Here is a 16,659-nt window from a genome sequence, read left to right on the forward strand (position 1 = left end):
GCACAAGACCCCGGCGTTAGCCGGTCATTCCAGACAGCTCTCGACGAGACGGTCGAAAGCCGGCCCGCCCCGCATCGGGTCGGCCACCGGCAGGCGCAGGCGCTGGCTGTCGAGAGCCATCAGCCGCGCCGCCTCGTCCGGCTTCAGCGCGTGAGTGTTGTAGGCGACGCCGCCGCAGCGGATCGCCGGGTTGGTGCGCCGGCCGAGCAGAACCGTCGCTTCGATGATGTCCTGGATGCTCGGCAGCTCATATCCCGGGACGCCGAGCACGTGGGTGCGACCGGGCTCGTGGCAGACCACGAAGACATCGGGCTGGCTGCCGTGGAGCAGGCTGAGCGACACCCCGCCATAGGCCGGATGCAGAATGGACCCCTGTCCTTCGATGACGTCCCAATGATCGGCCGCCGCATCGGGCGACAAAATCTCGGCGGCCCCCGCCGCGAAATCGGCGATGACGGCGTCCATCGGTATGCCGCCGCCCGCGATCATGATGCCCGTCTGTCCGGTCGCCCGGAACTCGGCCGCCACCCCCTTTTCGGCAAAGGCCCGGGCGAGCGCCAGCGCCGCGTACTTCTTCCCCAGGGCACAGTCGGTGCCGACGGTGAGCAGCCGCTTTCCCGTTCTCTTGCGCCCAGTGCCGGTCGGGATCGACGGCGGCGGGTTGCGCACATCGATGAGGCGCCGACCACACTCCGCGGCGGTCTCGGCCAGGCCCGGGATGTCGGTGAGCCGCTGATGCATGCCGCTGATGATGTCCAGGCCGGCGCGCAGCGCCTCGATCAGCGACGCCCGCCAGTTCGGCGGGATCACGCCGCCGCTGTTGGCGACGCCGATCACCATCGCCCGCGCGCCGAGCGCCACGGCCTCGGAGGGCGTCATCTGCGGCAGTCCGGTGGAGACGGCGGCGCCGTCCAGAACGAACTCGCCGACGCATTTGTCACCCGCCCAGTCGCGCAGGCCCAACGCGGTCTTTGCGTAGCCGCGCTCGGTCGTATCGCCCAGGAACAACAGATAGGGGTGCGGCAGCGTCAGATCAGCTGTTTGCGCGGACATGGTCGTTCATCTCCTCAAGGATCGTTTGCGTCCGACATCACCTAGGCCCGCGGTGCGCAGCCGCTTGGCGGGTCCTCTGGGGTTAGGCCGCCGCCAGACGGCGGACGGCGTCAGCCCGCATGGCCAGCACGAAACAGCCGGCGGAGAGCAGGGCCGCCGGGACAGCCACGACGACGATGGCGTGGCCCAGCATCGCCTCGCCGCCCAAGGCCTGGCTGACCAGGGCGATGGCGGCGGGTCCCGTCGCAGCAGCGAGGGCGGTCGTGAGCACATAGGTGGCGATCCCGCGCCCACGGATCTCGTTGGGCAGGTTGAGGGTGAGCGCGACAACGCCGATCGTGGGGACGAGGCCGGCGCAGACCAGATCGAAGGCCAGCAAGACGGCGTAGGTCGGGACATCGGCCTGACCAGCGCGCGCTGGCAGGTGCTGGGGGCCTTGGCGGAGCACGGCGCGCCGCGGACCGTGTCGCAGATCGCGCGGGCCATGGGCCTGACCCGCCAGTCGGTGCAGCGGGTCGCCGACGACCTGCGCGGCGCCGGCCTGATCGTCCTCCTGACCAACCCCGACCACGCGCGATCCAAACTCATGTCCATGACCCCCGCCGGGCAGGACGCCTATGCCGAGGCCCTGCGCAGGCAGGCCCCCTGGGTCGCGGGGCTGGCGGCCGGCCTATCCGCGCAGGACGTGGCCGCGGCGATCCGCGTCCTGTCGACCGTCGCCGGCCGGCTCGACGCCGATCCTTCAACCCTTCCGGAGCAATGACCATGACCGCGCTGATCCTGCTGCTGCCGATCGTCCTCAGCGCTGTCTTCGCGGGCGCCGCGCTGTACATCAATGTGGCCGAACAGCCGGCCCGACTGGGATTGGACGACCGAGCCCTCCTCCAGCAGTGGGTCCCGAGCTACAAGCGCGGCACGCTGACGCAGAGCAATCTGGCCCTGGCCTCGGGCGCGGCGGGCGCGCTGGCCTTCTGGCTTGACCCGAACGGGCTGTGGCTGGCGGGCGCCGTGCTGATCGTCGCCAACTGGCCCTTCACCTTCGCCGCCATCAGGCCGATCACCCGCCGGCTCGAGACCGCCTCCGCCGATCAGGCCGGGCGCGACACCCGCAGCGCCATCCGGCGGTGGGGCGTGCTCCACGCCATTCGCACCGGCCTGGGGTTCGCCAGCCTCGCCGCCTACGCCGTGGCGAGCGCCAGGACGTGGCCCTCCGGCCTCTGAACGTCAGGCCGCGACCAACCGGAAGTAGTCCGCCACGCCCCCGACGGTCTCCGAGACCTTGGCAGGGTCTCGTAAAAGTCGAAATGGCAGCCTTCGGACCAGTGCAGGGCTTTCGGAGCGCCGCGCCGGGCGCAGGTCCAGCGGGCCTTGGTCGCGCGAGCGCCTCTAACCTTGGACCGAGCAGGACTCGGCTGGTCCTTGCGGCGCCGGCGCAGCTGTCCAGTCGATCCGAGCTGGCCCTTGCGCGGGCCCGTCGCGCGCTAAGCTTCCGGCGTCAAAAAAGGCGTCGGCACTTTCCTCGCGGCTGGCGGCAAAGCTCGCATCCGAACGCGCGTCTGGGATTCATATGACCTCATTCAGTTCGGGGCAGCGCACGCTGGAGAACGCGTCCCGCCGGCCCTTGCGAAACGCCCGAGTTCCATCGCTTGTCTCGAAATTATAGCCGAAGGTCACTTCGTCTCCAGCGCGGGGAGGGCTGCCACCGGGTGAGCATCGACAGCAGCGGGCCGGTCGGCGGGCGTTGTCGCGAGTATACGCCAGACAATTTCGGCTGACCCCAGCATAGGCAAGGGTTGGCCAAATCGGGTCCGCCATTGTCTGTCTAGCTCGACTTCTTCGGGCGTCATTTGGGTGTTTGTCATGGCCCGGAGAAAGCCTTTTGCGAAGACTCGGTTCCGGCCGCGAATGGCTAACGCGGGGTCCCGCCCCATCGAGTAGCGGGATCCGGCGCGGGGCGGCGGTTCGGTTGTGATGCAGCGCAGTAAACTCCGCCTATGTGGCCTCTATGATATCCGTTCCCCCGACGCCTGCCGGAACCGCCTTTCGCGCCGGTGAATGGCGCAGCATGTATGTCCGTGCGGAAGCGTGAGGCTCCGGTCCCGGGGGCTTAAATATAGACCCGAAGCGATCCTCGACAGCCTACCGCGATGATCAACTCAAACGCGGCGACACGGCCTTGATCGTGCTGCCGGAGGAGGCGGTAGTGCCAGATAGCAAATTCCTTACACCTGACGAGGTGGCTGAACGCTACCGGGGCGGTGTTTCGGTTGGGACGCTTCGAAATTGGCGCGCGATGCGTCTCGGCCCGTCCTTCGTCAAAATTGGCAAGGCCGTGCTCTACCCCCTCCACGAGCTTGATGCGTGGGATGAAAAGAATAAGGTGCAGTGTCGTGCATCCAGGGGACTCGACGAGCACAGGGGTGATCAGGTGTGATGGTCACGTTCGGGCATGATCAACCGCTCCCAGTCTCCGGCACCAGTCCTCGTCCGATTTCAATTTATTGCATAACAATCAATGCCATAGAATACTGCAAGGCATGGTGCACAACCATCCCTCGGGCGATCCCTCGCCGTCCAACGCCGACATCGACATGACCCGCCAGGTCGCCAGCGCCTGCGAGGTCCTGCGGATCGCCGTCCACGACCACCTGATCGTCGGACGCCACGGAGTCGCCAGCTTCAAGGCCTTGGGATTGCTCTAAGGTTGCAATTTGGACGGGGGCCTTGCTCCGCCCGGCGCAAACGCCCAGACATATCGGCAAAGCGACAATGCTGGGGAGATCTTCGCTGGTGGCTGATCGAGAGCCAAGCGCGACTTCGGGAGAGCCGACCTTGGCGGACGCCGGTGAGGCACGGCGCTTCGCCAGCTACCTTGGAGAGAGCCTGGACGGCTTTCGCGAGGGCTTTTTCAGCCTCGACAAGAATTGGCGGTTCATAGCCTGCAACAAGGTTTGCGAGCAGCACATGGGCTTCAGCGCCGAAGCGGTGCTGGGGAGAGATTTCTGGACGGTGTTTCCGCGCATCGCTGACCTGCCGCTCGGCGACCTGATGCGTGAAGTGATGTCGTCGCGACGCCCAGCGCTACGGGAGGCCTATTCGGCGCTTTATCCCGAGATATTGCTGGCGCTGCGCTGCAATCTCCTCGGCGAAGGGATCGCCGTCGCCTTTCGCGACATCACCCGGACGCGCAAGGCTGAGAACCGCCTCCGCGAGAGCGAGGCGCGTTTCCGCGCCACCGCCGACTCGGCGCCTGCGGCGATCTGGATCACTGACGTGCCGGGCGACATCGAGTTCGTGAATCAGGCCTTCTTCGAATACGCTGGCCGCCCGCGCGAGGGCCTGCTGGGCAAGGCCTGGCTCACCCTGCTGCACCCCGACGATGCGCCGACGGTCCTGGCGCGGCGCGAAGCCGCGCGGGTCAACAACGACGCCTACGAATTCGAGGCGCGCTTCCGCTTCGGCACAGGCGAATGGCGCTGGATGCGGGCCTCGGCCAAGCCGCGCATCGACCCCGACGGAGTCTTTCAAGGCTACGTCGGGCTAGCCATTGATGTGACCGAGACACGCGCCGCCGAGAATCGCCAGCAGCTCCTGATCAATGAGCTGAACCATCGGGTGAAGAACACGCTCGCCACGATCCAGTCGATCGCACGCCAAACCTTCCGCGACGCTGTGGTCAGCCGCGAGGCGCGCAACCTTTTCACGGACCGTCTGATGGCCCTGTCGGCGGCCCACAACGTCCTGACGCGCGAGAACTGGGACGCGCCGGAACTGACCGGAGTGGCCACAGAGGCCGTTCAGGCCTACGACGACCCGCGTGCGCCGCGGATCCGGCTCAACGGCCCGCCGGTGCGTATACGCCCCAATGCGGCCTTGGCCATTTCTCTCGCGCTGCATGAGCTGGCGACCAACGCGACCAAGTACGGCGCCCTTCGCGCCAAGGATGGCTACGTCGACCTGGAGTGGACGCTCTCCGGCGACGGCGCCCAGGTCGAGGTGCGTTGGTGCGAGGTCGGCGGCCCGCCCGTCGCAGCGCCCCCGTCCCATGGATTCGGATCGAGGTTGCTGGGCTCCGGTCTCGCCGGCGAACTCGGCCAGCCGGCCATCATGGACTGGCGCGCCGATGGCCTCGTTTGCCGAATCGTCGCTCCCGTCTTTGCGTGACTGAGCCTTCTGACCATTCCCCGGCCGAGAGCGGGCCCGACGTTCTGTTGGCGGCCTATTTCGCGCGAAGGGCCAATCTCGTGCGGTTCTTCGCCGCCCGCGCCGGCGCGGGCGCGGCTGACGATCTGGCGCAAGAGCTTTATCTGAAGATCGTGTCGCGCCCTGATACGCTGACTGTGCAGTCGCCGGCCGCGCTCCTCTATCGCATGGCGTCCAACCTTTTGCTGGACGGGGCGCGCAGCGCGCGGCGCTCGGCCGTGCGCGAGACCGCCTGGCGCGACGATTCGCGGCCGCGCCTGGGACTGGAGGAGGTCTCGGCCGACGCGCCCGCTGACGAGGCGATCATCGAGCGCGAACGCATCGCCCGCCTGGTCGAGGCCGTCGCCGACCTACCCCCGCAAATGGGCCGCGCCTTCCGCCTGCATAAGCTCGAAGGCCGCAGCCAGGCCGAGACCGCCCAGGCCATGGGCGTCTCCGTCAAGGCGATCGAAAAGCATATCGCCGCGGCGATGAAGGCCCTGACCGGAAGGCTGCGGTCGTGATCGCAGCGAAATTCTTAAGCAGAGGTAGGGGCGAGGCTGGGACGTGGCGTCTTGTCCTATGTCGTGGGCGAGTCCCGTCCGCGCGAAAGGTGCGCTCATGAGCGAACGGCTACAGGTTGCGGAGGATCGTCTGGCGCAAGCCAGCGACTGGTTCGCACGCCTGGGCGCCGGCGCTGAGCTCGCCGACGACGAAGCCCTGGCTTTTGACGCCTGGCTCGACGCCGACCCGGCCAACACCGAGGCGTTCGACGCGGTGACGGCCACGGCCGAGGCCTATGAGGCGGCCGCCCCTCAGGTTCTCGCCGGCCTGGAGCTTGAGAGCGTCCGGCGCGCCAAGCGGCTTGCGACGGGAAAGCCGGCCTTCGGCCGGCGCGGCTTCCTGGCTATGGGCGGCCTGGCCGCGGCCGCAGCCGCCGCCTTCATCATCACGCCTTCGCTTCTGCCCTCGCCGACCGAGATCTACTCGACCGGTGTCGGTGAAAAGCGCACGGTCACGCTGTCTGACGGTTCGACCGTCGACCTGAACGCTCAGACGCGGATGACCGTCAGCTTCCGTCACGGCGAACGCCGGGTCAGCCTGCCGGAAGGCGAAGCGATCTTCGATGTGGCAAAGGACGCTGACCGGCCTTTCACCATCGACGCCGGCCGGTACGCCGTGCGCGTGGTCGGTACGCAGTTCGATGTACGCAACCGGCCCGAGGGCCTGAGCGTCGCCGTAAGCCGCGGGATCGTCGAGGTGCGCCCAACCGCCGAGCCTGGCGCGCGCGTGTTCCGCCTGCATCATGGCCAGCGTTTCAAGGTCGCCCTGCAAGGCCAGCCCGAACTCAGCCAAGTTGATCCCGGAGAGGCTTTCGCCTGGCGGGCGGGCCGCATGATCTACCGTAGCGAGCCCTTGTCGGCAGTCGTGGCGGACCTCAATCGCGAATTTCATCAACCGATCCGCATCTCCGATGCGCGCCTGAAGGACATGCCGATCACGGGCGTTCTCGTGCTCGACAACCAGGCCGATGTGGTGCATCGCCTGACCTTGATGCTGCCGGTGAGCGCAGTACCTTCCGAACAGGGCGTCCTGCTTCGGGCGAGGTAGGGCCCCCGCACGTTCAGGGGGGTAAACGATCCGAAAGTCGGCGTCCGGCCTGGCGGCCTTAATCGGCGCGGCGGTGTTCGCTGCGGCGGGCTCGCCCGTGCTCGCCGCTCCCCCGAAACTGAATTTTCGCATCACCCCAAAGCCTTACAGCGAAGCTTTGATAGACCTGGCCCTGCAGGCCGACATCTCGCTGCTGGGCGCCGCCGCCTGCCGTGGGACGAGCCCGACGCTGGTCGGCCGCTACACGATCGAGCAGGCGCTTCACCGCCTGCTGGCCGACGCCAACTGCGACTGGCGCATGCCGGCCGCCGGGGTGGTGCAAATCTCGCCCTTGCGGCGCGCGGCGCCTGAGCCTGCGCCGCCCACCACCGTCTCAGAGGTCCTGATCACCGTCACCAAGCGGGTCGAGGCCGCCAACCGCCTGGCCGCTTCCGTCAGCACCCTGTCACGGCGCGCCTTGGCCGAAACCGGCTCAGTCGATCCGGCCGACATCTCGGGCCAGCTCTCAGGCCTGCTGACCACCGACTTGGGACCGGCCCGCGACAAACTGCTGCTCCGCGGCCTGTCGGACGGCGCCTTCACCGGGCGATCGCGTTCGACGGTCGGAACCTACCTCGACGACGCACCGCTCAACTACAACGCCCCGGATCCCGACCTGCGTCTGGTCGATGTCGAACAGGTCGAGCTCGTCCGCGGACCACAAGGCGCGCTCTATGGCGGCGGCTCGCTGAGCGGGGTCTTCCGCATCGTGACGCGCAAGCCCGACCTCTACGCCTATGAGGGCGAGGCCCGCGTCACCGGCGCCTACACCTCGAAGGGCGATCCCAGCCACGCCGTCGAGGCGATCGGCAACTTCCCCCTGGTCGAGGGCAGGCTCGGCCTGCGGATCGCCACCTATGAAGAGGGCCAGGGCGGATATCTCGACGACCTGAACCTGGACCTGAAGGATGTGGATCGGACCACGCGCTACGGCGGGCGCGTGACGCTCGCCTTCCAGGCCAACGACACCTGGTCTGCGACGCTCTCGGCGACAGGCCAGCACCTGGCGTCTGACGACACCCACTATACCGTTCGCGGATTCGGGCTGACACGGCTGCAGAACCTGCAGGAACCGCACGACAACGATTTCGGCCTGGTCAGCGCCAACCTTCGCGGCGCCTTCGACTGGGGTGAACTCGCCGCGACGACGGCCTACGTTCAGCACCGCTACGCCAGCCTCTATGACGCCTCCCGCGTGATCAGCGACTTCAGCGACCTCGGCAATGGCGTCGGCGTCTACACCGAGAGTACGCGCACGGAAATGGCCGTCCAGGATATCGTCCTGACCTCTCACGGCGCTGGCCGTTTCGGCTGGCTGGCGGGCGCCTATGGGGCGTTGACCAACGAATCAGCGCCGAACCGTATCTTCGCCGGCCAAGGCGCCTCGCAGACGATCGCCTATGTGGACGACCGGCGCGATCGCATCCGCGATCTGGCCCTCTATGGCGAAGCTTCGCTGGAGGTCTTGCCCGGCTGGACCGCGGCTCTGGGCGCGCGCGCGTTCCGCACCGAGGTCCGCACCCGATCGGACGTGTGGTCCGAACGGGGGCCCGCACGCGGCGTCAGTCGCACAATACGCACCACCGGCCTGTCGCCTAAGTTCACCCTGCAGCGGGAACTCGCCAGAGGCGACACGCTCTATGGCGTCATCTCGCAGGGCCACCGGGCGGGCGGGGTCAACACCGGCGGCATTGACCCCCTCACCGCGGGTCGGGAGGCGTTTTCATCCGATCGCCTCACCAACTTCGAGTTGGGCGGCAAGTTCAGGCTGCTTCACCGTCGAATGTCGCTCAACGCCGCCCTCTTTTACGATGTCTGGACCAACATCCAGACCGACCAGTTCCGCGACTCCGGCCTGCTCTATGTCGCCAACGTCGGCGACGCTGCGATCATGGGCCTGGAGGCCGAGGCCGGCTACGCCGTCAGCGGCCTGTCTCTCAGCGCCAATCTGCTGGCGTCGCGCACCGATATCCTGCGCGCCAACCCTGAATTCGCTCAACAGCTGGCCAAGGGTCTGCCCAACGCACCGGACATCTCCTTCGGCCTCGTCGCGTCCTATAGGCGTGATTTTGCGCGCAGCCTCGCGTGGCGGGTGACTGGCGCGGCAAGCTATGTCGGCGCCTCGCGCGTCACCTTCGATCCGGCGCTATCGTCCAAGATGGGCGACTATGTGCGCCTGAAGTTCGCCGCAGCCCTTAGCGGTCGCGGTTGGAACGCCGAGCTGTTCGTCACCAACCCCCTCGACCAGCTCGCCAACACCTTCGCGTTCGGTAATCCCTTCACGTTCGTGCAGGTGAACCAGTCGACGCCGCAGCGCCCCCTGACCCTCGGCCTGACGCTCAGCGCGTTTCGCTGATTTTTCTCAGGGGCACGTAGGGGGGCGACGTTTCAGCGTCGTCTCATCATCAACGCCGTGACGACTGGAGACGGAGCAGCGTTGGAAAGTCGGCCAATCGCTCCCTGTGGCCGACGCGTCCCCGGATCCCTCGCGCGCTCGATACGCTGCGGCGGAGACCCGGAACGGGCTTCAAGCGCGGTCACCGCCGACCCCTGGTCGGGCGGGGCCGCGCTTTTCCGCATTCAATGCGATTCTTCGGCATGGATTTTTGTTTCGACTTGGCGCAATGATGTGGGCAAGGCGGATTAGGCCGGGCGCCATACGGTCCTCCGTCGTGCCGTGACGCGCTTTCCAGGGGGCATCGCGACATTTTTCTGGGACGGTTTCTCCAGTACCGCTTCCAGTGCATTTCGTCCCGGTTTGGCCGCGCCAAGCCGGGACGTTTTGAGTCTGGGGCCTAGCTTTCCGCCAACCAGGCCTGAAACTCCGGCGTTTCCAGCAGGCGCTCGGCATAGGCGCCGGCGAGGCCGGTGTCGCCGTAGTCGCTCAGCCGCACGCCGTAGGTGAAGAACCGGCTGGCCACCGGCGTGTAGACGGCGTCGACGATGCTCCATTCACCCAGCAGGAACGGCCCGCCGAATCGGCCAAGCAGCTCGTTCCACAGCGCGCTGATGCGCCGGATGTCCTTGGCGGTCGCATCGGACAGCGTCGCATGATGCGGCTGCGCGGCCAGGTCCATCGGGCATTCGCCGCGTAGCGACGAGAACCCCGCGTGCATTTCCGCGGCGGCTGAACGGCCCAAGGCGCGGGCGACGGGGTCGGTCGGCCAGAGACGCGCTTCCGGGAATTTCTCGGCGAGGTACTCGCAGATCGCCATGGAATCCCAGACCGTGAGGCCGTCGTCCTTCAGGACCGGCGCCTTGCCGCTGCCCGAATGGGTGAGGAGTTCCGCTTCCGTCGCCTCGCCACGGCGCAGGGCGACCAAGGTCTCCTGGAAGGGCGCGCCCGCGTGTTTGGCGACCAACCACGGTCGCAGCGACCAGGTCGACCAGGCCTTGGTGCCGATCACGAGTTCCATGCCACACTCCATCAATCTCTTCGCGCCGGCGCCTATGCTACTGGCTCCGTCTCGTTACAAGGACCCGTCGCAAACTGCCAACCGCTCTGCTGAAACGCCGCCCATGACCCCCGCGCCGGAAACTAGCGTCGTCTTTGAAAGCGCGACCCTGCTGGCGCGGCGGCTCGGCGGCTATTCGAGCCGGATCTGCGCCGTCACCTTCTCGCCGTTCGATGAAGAGACCGGCCTCGAGCGGGCGGGCTTCGGCGAACACTTCTTTCAACAGCTCGGCGTAGACGCCGTTCACATCGTGCCCGTCGGCAACCACTGGTACCAATATCCGGACCTGCCCGACCTCTGCGCCAAGGTTCGTGAAGCGGTGGCCGGCTACGAACGGGTCATCACCTACGGCTCCAGCATGGGCGCCTATGCGGCGATCCGCTTCGGCGGTTGGGTCGGCGCCCACGCCGCGCTCGCCCTATCGCCGCAGTTCTCGATCGCTGCGCGGCCGGCGGCGCTGGGACTGCACTGGCGCGACTATGTGCCGAATGACCGGCGGTGGCGACGGTATGGCCAGTCTCTCAGGTTCCCCTACGAGGCCCGGAGGGACTTCGCGCGCCACGCCGTCATTGTCTACGATCCCCTGACGGAAGATCGCCAGCATGCCGAACTCTATGCGGCGACGGGCGACGTCACGCTCGTTCCAGCGCCGCACAGCGGTCACCCCTGTGGCGTTTTGCTCACCCAATCCGGACTGCTGACCCCTCTGATCAGCGATGTGCTCAATAACACTTTCGACGCGGCTCACTTTCGTCAGGAGGCCGAGCGACTGGGCAAGGACACGCCGCAATTCCTGATCGAACAGGCCCTGCGCGCCGAAGGTCGGCAGGAGCGGCGGCGCCTGGCGGAAATGGCCTACGCGGCGTTTCCAGGAAATCCGTCGGCCCTGCGCCTCATGGCGCAAACTTCCCTCGCGGTCGGCGACCACGCCGCCGCCGCGATAGCCGCGCAGGCGCTGGTGGCGCTGGAGCCGCAGTTTCAGACCAACCTGTTCCTCTTGAGCCAGGCCCACGCCAGCGCGGGTCGCCTGGAGCCGGCGATCGCCATCCTGAGGGAGCTCGTCGAGCGCCCAGATCATCCGCCCGAATTTGACCGCCGCTTACGAGCCTTGAACCGGCGACGGCGGCTGCGTCGGATCTTTGTTCCGCTCGCCCGGTCCCAATAGCCGCAAGGGCCGTGCTTCAGGGGCGCGCAAAGCTGTGCTATGGGCGGGCGGTCGCCGCCAGGGTATTTCGCGCGTGAATCGCTCGATCATCATCGCAGCCCTTGCTCGCCACCGTACGGTCATGGCCGTACGGGCGAAGCCGGCTGGTGAAATGGAGCGCAACGACCGCCTGATCCACATCTGAGATCGGCGTTCCGCCGCTCCCGCCCGGGAGCAGTGGTCACGGTGACGAGACAAGCTGACGCCCACGGGAGAGGCTCCACCCATAGGACCTCCCGCCATGCCCACCCTCACCCCCGAGCTTTATCTCGGCCTTTGCGCCTTCGCCTTCGCGTCCTCGATCACCCCGGGGCCGAACAACGCCATGCTGCTCGCCTCTGGCGCCAACTTCGGCGTGCGCCGGACCGCGCCTCATATGATGGGCGTGTGGCTCGGGTTCACCCTCCTGATTCTGGGGTCGGGCCTGCTGTTGGGCGGCCTGTTCACCGCCTATCCGGCGTTGCACCAGGCCTTGAAGATCGCCGGCGCCATCTACCTGGCCTGGCTCGCGTGGAAGATCGCGACCAGCGCCAAGGGCGGGAGCGCCGCCGGGCCTGACCGGCCCATGACCCTCGCCCAGGCGGCGCTCTTTCAGCTGGTCAATGTGAAGGGCTGGGCGATGGCTCTCAGCGCGGCCGCCGGCTACGCGCCGCCTGAGCACTATGTGGCCAACATGCTCGCGGTCACAGCCGTCTTCGCCGTCATCAACCTGCCCTGCATCCTGGTCTGGACCGCGTTTGGCGCGTCCCTGCGCGGCTGGCTGGCGAAACCGGGGCGTCTCCAGCGGTTCAACTGGCTGATGGCCGCACTGCTGGCGGCCTCGATCCCCCCGATGTTCCTGGAGAGCTGAGTTAGAGGTTCGCCGGAAAGGTCAGGACGGCGCGCAGGCCGGGCTCATTGTCGATGTAGGTCAGTTCGCCCTGCAACTGACCGACCATGGCGGTCATCATGCGCGTGCCAAACCCCTTGCCCGGCGAATGATTGCCCTTGCCAGAGTCGGCGACGACCACCCGCAGGGTCGGGCCGGCCGCCTCCAGGCTTATGCAGATCGGGCCCGGCCGGCCGCCGTAGGCGTATTTGTTGGCGTTGATCACCAGTTCGGTCAGCACGAGCCCCACCGTCACAGCCCGATCGGTGCTCAGCATAACCGGCGCCAGGTCCAGGGCGATATGGTCGGACCACTCTTCGCCGATGGAGTTCTTCAGCTCGCCGGTCAGCTCCTCGATATAACGCGCCAGGTCGACGATCTCGATCTGGTCGCTGCGGTAAAGGCGCCGGTGCACCAGGGCCACGGCGTTCAATCGCTGCTGTGCGTCATGGAGCTGGGCCTGGACCTCCAGGTTTTCGGTGGCCCGTGACTGCAAGCCTAAGAAGCTCGACACCAGCTGCAGGCTGTTCTGCACTCGGTGGTTCACCTCGCGCAGAAGGAACTCCTTCTGTTCGATAAGCCCGTCCTTGGCGGCGACCGCGTCGCGCAGGGTCTTGTTGAGGTCCAGTAGTTGCTGGCGATGGCGAAGTTCGGTCAGGCCCTGGCGGAGGCGCGACGCCGCCTCGATCTCGGGCAGGCTCCAGCGCCGCGCGCGCCCCCGCACGGTTTCACCCCAGGCCTCGAAAGAGGCGCGCGGACTGAGCGATTCGCCGGGCTTGAGCGTCAAATCCTTATGGGGGTTGCCGGCCCATTCGATGACCTGGACCTGCTCGGCGCGAAACCACATCAGCACGAAGGGTTCGTCCGCCGAGACCACCACGGCGAGCAGGCCGCTGGCGATCTCGCGAAAGTCCGCCATCCAGCCGATGGTCGTGGCCAAGGCGTCGGTAGCGAAAGGCTCATGCGGATGATGCGCGAGCATCCAATCGGCCAACCGCCGCACCGCCATCTCGCCCGGCGTGGCGCCGCTCATGAGCACCTCGCCAGCGCGGACCGAGGCCGCGCCGTCGCTGCGCAAGACTCTGGCCAGTTCATCGATGTTCGTCGCCAGACCCTGGTCCAGGGTCGGCCCACCAGCCAGGTCATCAATAAATCGGTCTTCCTGGCTCCGCAGCCTTATCCGCTCGCGGTAAAGTGCGGCCTCCTCCTTCGCCCGGACCTGGCGCGCCAAGCCGCCAGCCAAGGCCGCGCAGGCGGCGCGGACATCGTAGGCGAGCCCTTTCGGCGTGCGGTGATGGCAGGCCACCAGACCCCAAAGGACGCCGTCCTTCACGATCGACACCGAGGCGGAGGCCGCCACCCCCATGTTTCGCATATACTGCATGTGGATGGGCGAGACGCTGCGCAGGACCGCGTCGCTCATGTCCAGAGGCTCCGGCCCAGCCCATGCCGGACGAAGCGGCTGCGGGTCGTAGGTCACGTCCGGGATCACGCGCACCAGGTTGCGCACATAGAGCGCGCGAGCCTGGCGGGGGATATCTGTTCCCGGGAAGTGATGACGCATGAAACTCGGCAGTTCATCCACCTTGTCCTCCGCCACGACAGCGCCGGCCGATTCCTCAATGAATTGGTAGATCATCACCCGGTCGAAGCCGGTCAGGTCGCGAAACGCCCTAGCCGCCTGTTGGCAGAGCGCCTCCAGGGTGGCCGCGCGCTCAAAACTCGCCGCGGCTGCGCTCAAGCGCGCCAAGATCATGGCGGCCGGCGCATTGGCCTCGTTCGCCGGCTCCAGCTCGACGATCAGATGAGCGCCGCTCAGGTGCGCGCTGACATCGAACAGCTCACGGCAGCGCTCCAGACGGCCGACATAGCCTGAGCGCGCCTCCGCGGCGACGACCGCGGCGCCGGCCAGATTTCCCCCAATCAGGCTGTTGAGCGCGGCGCCGCACCAATCACTTTCGCCTAGTCGGCCTTCGATCTCACCTGCGCCATGGACGACAACGAGATCGCTGCGGCGCGCAACCAGCATGACGCCGTGCGGCTGGATCGACCCCGGGACATGGATCGGCTCACGGTCGCAGGCCGTCAGGTCAGGATTCTCACTCAAACCGGCGCGCTTTCGCGGCACAGCCAGGTTTCCGCACACTGGAATCCCAGTCGGGCGCCATCGACGACGCTAGGCGACTGATCAGCCGGTGCGGCGTCGAGGACGGCCATGAATGTCCGCCAACGGGCGCCAGTCTGGTCGCCGTAGGGGTGCAGGAAGCTCAGGCCATCAAGGCGTTCACCGCGAGCCTTCAACTGCTTTTCGATCACCGCGCCGCCCAGGGTCGAGCCTTCGAGCACATAGAACAGACCCAGGGCTTCGGCCGGTCCCTTCAGGGAAGGCCAGGGATGGCGGCGCAGAGCAGTCGGGTCGCCGCCGAGGGAACGAACATCGCGCTCCAGATGCGGCGTGCGCCTGCGTACAGCGAAGTCCAGGCCCGGCCATTGGGAAAGATGCGGATGCAAGGCGTCTTCGAGGCCGGCGTGCAGGCCGAAAAATCGACCAACCACCTCGCGTCGGCCAGCGGGGGTCCTAATCCGTTCGAACAGGTCGAGCGCCTGCTCCAGAGATTGGTGCGCGTCGGCCGTGCCCGCGCGGAGCTCGGCGATCAGGGTCATCAACGGTCCTTGGTGAACCGTCAGGTTACAAACGAAATGCGGCCCTCGTCTGTCGATTCCCGACCGAATCGCAAGAGTTTGATCAGGCGTCGCGGTCTTCGACAAACGCACGCAACCGTCCCAACGCCGCGTCCCGCTGGGCGGCGATCCGGTCCAGGTGATCACGCGCCTCATCGACCGCCCCCGCCCGGAACACCAAGTGGCGCTGCTGCAGGCGCTGGCCGACACCACCGCCGTGGCGCTCGAGAACCTGCAGGCCTCCACAATCGCCGCGGCTTCATCGACGTCTGGCCAGCCTTGAACAGAGCCAAGGCCGCGCGCTCCTCGCCTACTTCGATCTCGACGGCTTGAAACAGGCCAATGACGGACTTGGCCACAACGTGGGCGAGCGCCTGATCGCCGACTTCGCCGGTGTGCTGCGCGAGGCCTTCCGCGACGGCGACATCCTGGGCCGGATCGGCGGCGATGAATTCTGCGCGTTGGCCCTCGATCGCGATGATGTGGCGCCGCTGGCCACCCGGCTCGATGCGGCCCTGGCGACGGTCAACGCCCGGGCGGGCGTGGCCTTCCCATTATCCGCCAGCCCAGGCTGGGCCGTCGCCGGCGCAGGCAAACTCGATGATCTCGACCACCTGCTCGGCATCGCCGACGCCCGGATGTACGAGGCCAAGCGTTCGCGTCGGCCAGCCTGAACGCGTCAGACCGGCTGGGGGGCGACCCGTCGCCGGGCGCGGGCCTCCGCTCCATTTTGCAAGGCCCAGCGCAGGACGCCGCCGACACTCGCAACGCCTAGCATTGTTCCCGGCGTTCTTGGCCCGGTGAAGCCGTGCATCGCCCGGGCCCAGGCCGGCAGCAGGTCCTTCGAGGCCTGAAAGAAAAGCTGCGCGAAGGGCGCGAACCGCGCATCCATCTTGGGTGGTTCCAGGATCGCCTGTGCGGCCTCACGGGTGAGGGCGTCGGCCTTTAGCCCTGGCCTGCACCGGGCCAGATACCGCTCAACCTCATCGCGCGTGACCGGCACGTCCTCAGCCCCGAGCCCGCGCGCGATCTCCGCGACCTCCCAGAAATAGCGATCCTGATCGGCGACGCTCATCCAGGGCTCGCGATAGCGGATCCAAGCGGCCAGGAAATGTCGCGTCTCGCACACATGGATCCAGGTCAGCAGTTCGGGATCGCTGGCGGCATAGGTCTCGCCGCTCTCGGTCACGCCGCGGACCCGCTCGTGGATGGTCCGCACCTCGGTGATCGCCGCCTGCGCCTGCTCGGTGGACCCGTAGGTCGTGATCGCGATGAATCGCGCTGTGCGCTTAAGCCGGCCGCCCATATCCTGGCGGAACGTCGAATGCGCCCAGACGCCGGCGAGCGCGCGGCGATTGAGCATCTGCATGAGCAACGCCGCCACACCGCCGATCATCATGGTCGTGAAATCGCCGTGCACCCGCCAGCAGACCGAGTCCGGTCCAAACAGTCCAGCGTCGCCGTGATCTAAAGGACTCTCCGCGCTTTCGCTGGTGGATCCGACCAGGCCTCGGATTTGGCGGGCTATGGCGTTGCGTAGGGGCATAGGCCACAGACTGTCGCAC

The 16,659-nt window shown here is 67.2% G+C and carries 18 protein-coding genes; 12 read left to right on the forward strand and 6 right to left on the reverse strand.

Going from position 1 to position 16,659, the window contains the following annotated elements; all coding sequences use genetic code 11:
* Positions 1–24: 24 nt before the first annotated feature.
* Entirely contained in the window at positions 25–1,053 is a 1,029-nt protein-coding gene (locus BN1313_RS10835; protein WP_091740260.1) for an N-acetyltransferase DgcN family protein, read from the reverse strand.
* Between the two features lie 82 nt (positions 1,054–1,135).
* The gene (locus tag BN1313_RS16745) at positions 1,136–1,501 is read right to left on the reverse strand and encodes a hypothetical protein (protein WP_218054346.1); all 366 of its coding nucleotides are present in this window, start codon (positions 1,499–1,501) and stop codon (positions 1,136–1,138) included.
* Here BN1313_RS16745 and BN1313_RS16750 point away from each other — a divergent pair.
* From BN1313_RS16750 to BN1313_RS10875, 8 genes are all read left to right on the forward strand, one after another.
* The gene (locus tag BN1313_RS16750; protein WP_245620166.1) at positions 1,478–1,816 is read left to right on the forward strand and encodes a MarR family winged helix-turn-helix transcriptional regulator; all 339 of its coding nucleotides are present in this window, start codon (positions 1,478–1,480) and stop codon (positions 1,814–1,816) included. The two genes, BN1313_RS16745 and BN1313_RS16750, sit on opposite strands and share 24 nt — an antisense overlap.
* 2 nt (positions 1,817–1,818) lie before the next feature.
* Positions 1,819–2,274, forward strand: a complete 456-nt coding sequence (locus BN1313_RS10845; RefSeq protein WP_218054348.1) for an anthrone oxygenase family protein — start codon at positions 1,819–1,821, stop codon at positions 2,272–2,274.
* A gap of 961 nt (positions 2,275–3,235) precedes the next feature.
* Entirely contained in the window at positions 3,236–3,487 is a 252-nt protein-coding gene (locus BN1313_RS10850) for a helix-turn-helix transcriptional regulator (RefSeq protein ID WP_245620230.1), read from the forward strand.
* A 103-nt stretch (positions 3,488–3,590) separates the two neighbouring features.
* Entirely contained in the window at positions 3,591–3,755 is a 165-nt protein-coding gene (locus BN1313_RS10855; protein ID WP_091740265.1) for a JAB domain-containing protein, read from the forward strand.
* 130 nt (positions 3,756–3,885) lie between these two features.
* Positions 3,886–5,217: an HWE histidine kinase domain-containing protein gene (locus tag BN1313_RS10860; protein ID WP_176695973.1), complete on the forward strand. Its 1,332-nt coding sequence runs from the start codon at positions 3,886–3,888 to the stop codon at positions 5,215–5,217.
* Entirely contained in the window at positions 5,214–5,759 is a 546-nt protein-coding gene (locus BN1313_RS10865; RefSeq protein ID WP_176695974.1) for an RNA polymerase sigma factor, read from the forward strand. Before BN1313_RS10860 ends, BN1313_RS10865 begins: the two co-directional genes overlap by 4 nt.
* 97 nt (positions 5,760–5,856) lie before the next feature.
* A complete protein-coding gene (locus tag BN1313_RS10870; RefSeq protein ID WP_176695975.1) occupies positions 5,857–6,846 on the forward strand; it encodes a FecR family protein in 990 nt (329 codons plus the stop codon).
* A 157-nt stretch (positions 6,847–7,003) separates the two neighbouring features.
* Positions 7,004–9,241, forward strand: a complete 2,238-nt coding sequence (locus tag BN1313_RS10875) for a TonB-dependent receptor (RefSeq protein ID WP_141653123.1) — start codon at positions 7,004–7,006, stop codon at positions 9,239–9,241.
* A gap of 439 nt (positions 9,242–9,680) precedes the next feature.
* Here BN1313_RS10875 and BN1313_RS10880 read toward each other — a convergent pair whose 3' ends face one another.
* Positions 9,681–10,301, reverse strand: a complete 621-nt coding sequence (locus BN1313_RS10880) for a glutathione S-transferase family protein (protein WP_091740276.1) — start codon at positions 10,299–10,301, stop codon at positions 9,681–9,683.
* A 103-nt stretch (positions 10,302–10,404) separates the two neighbouring features.
* Here BN1313_RS10880 and BN1313_RS10885 point away from each other — a divergent pair, with 103 nt between their 5' ends.
* A complete protein-coding gene (locus tag BN1313_RS10885) occupies positions 10,405–11,505 on the forward strand; it encodes a tetratricopeptide repeat protein (RefSeq protein ID WP_091740279.1) in 1,101 nt (366 codons plus the stop codon).
* A 280-nt stretch (positions 11,506–11,785) separates the two neighbouring features.
* The gene (locus BN1313_RS10890; RefSeq protein WP_091740282.1) at positions 11,786–12,394 is read left to right on the forward strand and encodes a LysE family translocator; all 609 of its coding nucleotides are present in this window, start codon (positions 11,786–11,788) and stop codon (positions 12,392–12,394) included.
* Position 12,395: 1 nt separating this feature from the next.
* Here the strand turns inward: BN1313_RS10890 and BN1313_RS10895 are convergent, their stop codons facing one another.
* Both BN1313_RS10895 and BN1313_RS10900 read right to left on the reverse strand, forming a co-directional pair.
* Entirely contained in the window at positions 12,396–14,519 is a 2,124-nt protein-coding gene (locus tag BN1313_RS10895; protein WP_218054349.1) for a histidine kinase dimerization/phosphoacceptor domain -containing protein, read from the reverse strand.
* Entirely contained in the window at positions 14,516–15,076 is a 561-nt protein-coding gene (locus BN1313_RS10900) for a biliverdin-producing heme oxygenase (protein ID WP_176695976.1), read from the reverse strand. Before BN1313_RS10900 ends, BN1313_RS10895 begins: the two co-directional genes overlap by 4 nt.
* Before the next feature lie 157 nt (positions 15,077–15,233).
* Here BN1313_RS10900 and BN1313_RS16590 point away from each other — a divergent pair, with 157 nt between their 5' ends.
* Entirely contained in the window at positions 15,234–15,377 is a 144-nt protein-coding gene (locus BN1313_RS16590) for a hypothetical protein (RefSeq protein ID WP_176695977.1), read from the forward strand.
* Positions 15,364–15,768, forward strand: a complete 405-nt coding sequence (locus BN1313_RS10905) for a GGDEF domain-containing protein (RefSeq protein WP_091740288.1) — start codon at positions 15,364–15,366, stop codon at positions 15,766–15,768. The genes BN1313_RS16590 and BN1313_RS10905 overlap by 14 nt, the downstream gene beginning before the upstream one ends.
* A 5-nt stretch (positions 15,769–15,773) precedes the next feature.
* Here the strand turns inward: BN1313_RS10905 and BN1313_RS10910 are convergent, their stop codons facing one another.
* Positions 15,774–16,640, reverse strand: coding sequence for an oxygenase MpaB family protein (locus BN1313_RS10910; protein WP_091740291.1), 867 nt, complete (start codon positions 16,638–16,640; stop codon positions 15,774–15,776).
* Positions 16,641–16,659 lie beyond the last annotated feature (19 nt).

Origin of the sequence: Phenylobacterium immobile (ATCC 35973) (assembly GCF_001375595.1) — a bacterium.
GTDB classification, from domain to species: domain Bacteria; phylum Pseudomonadota; class Alphaproteobacteria; order Caulobacterales; family Caulobacteraceae; genus Phenylobacterium; species Phenylobacterium immobile.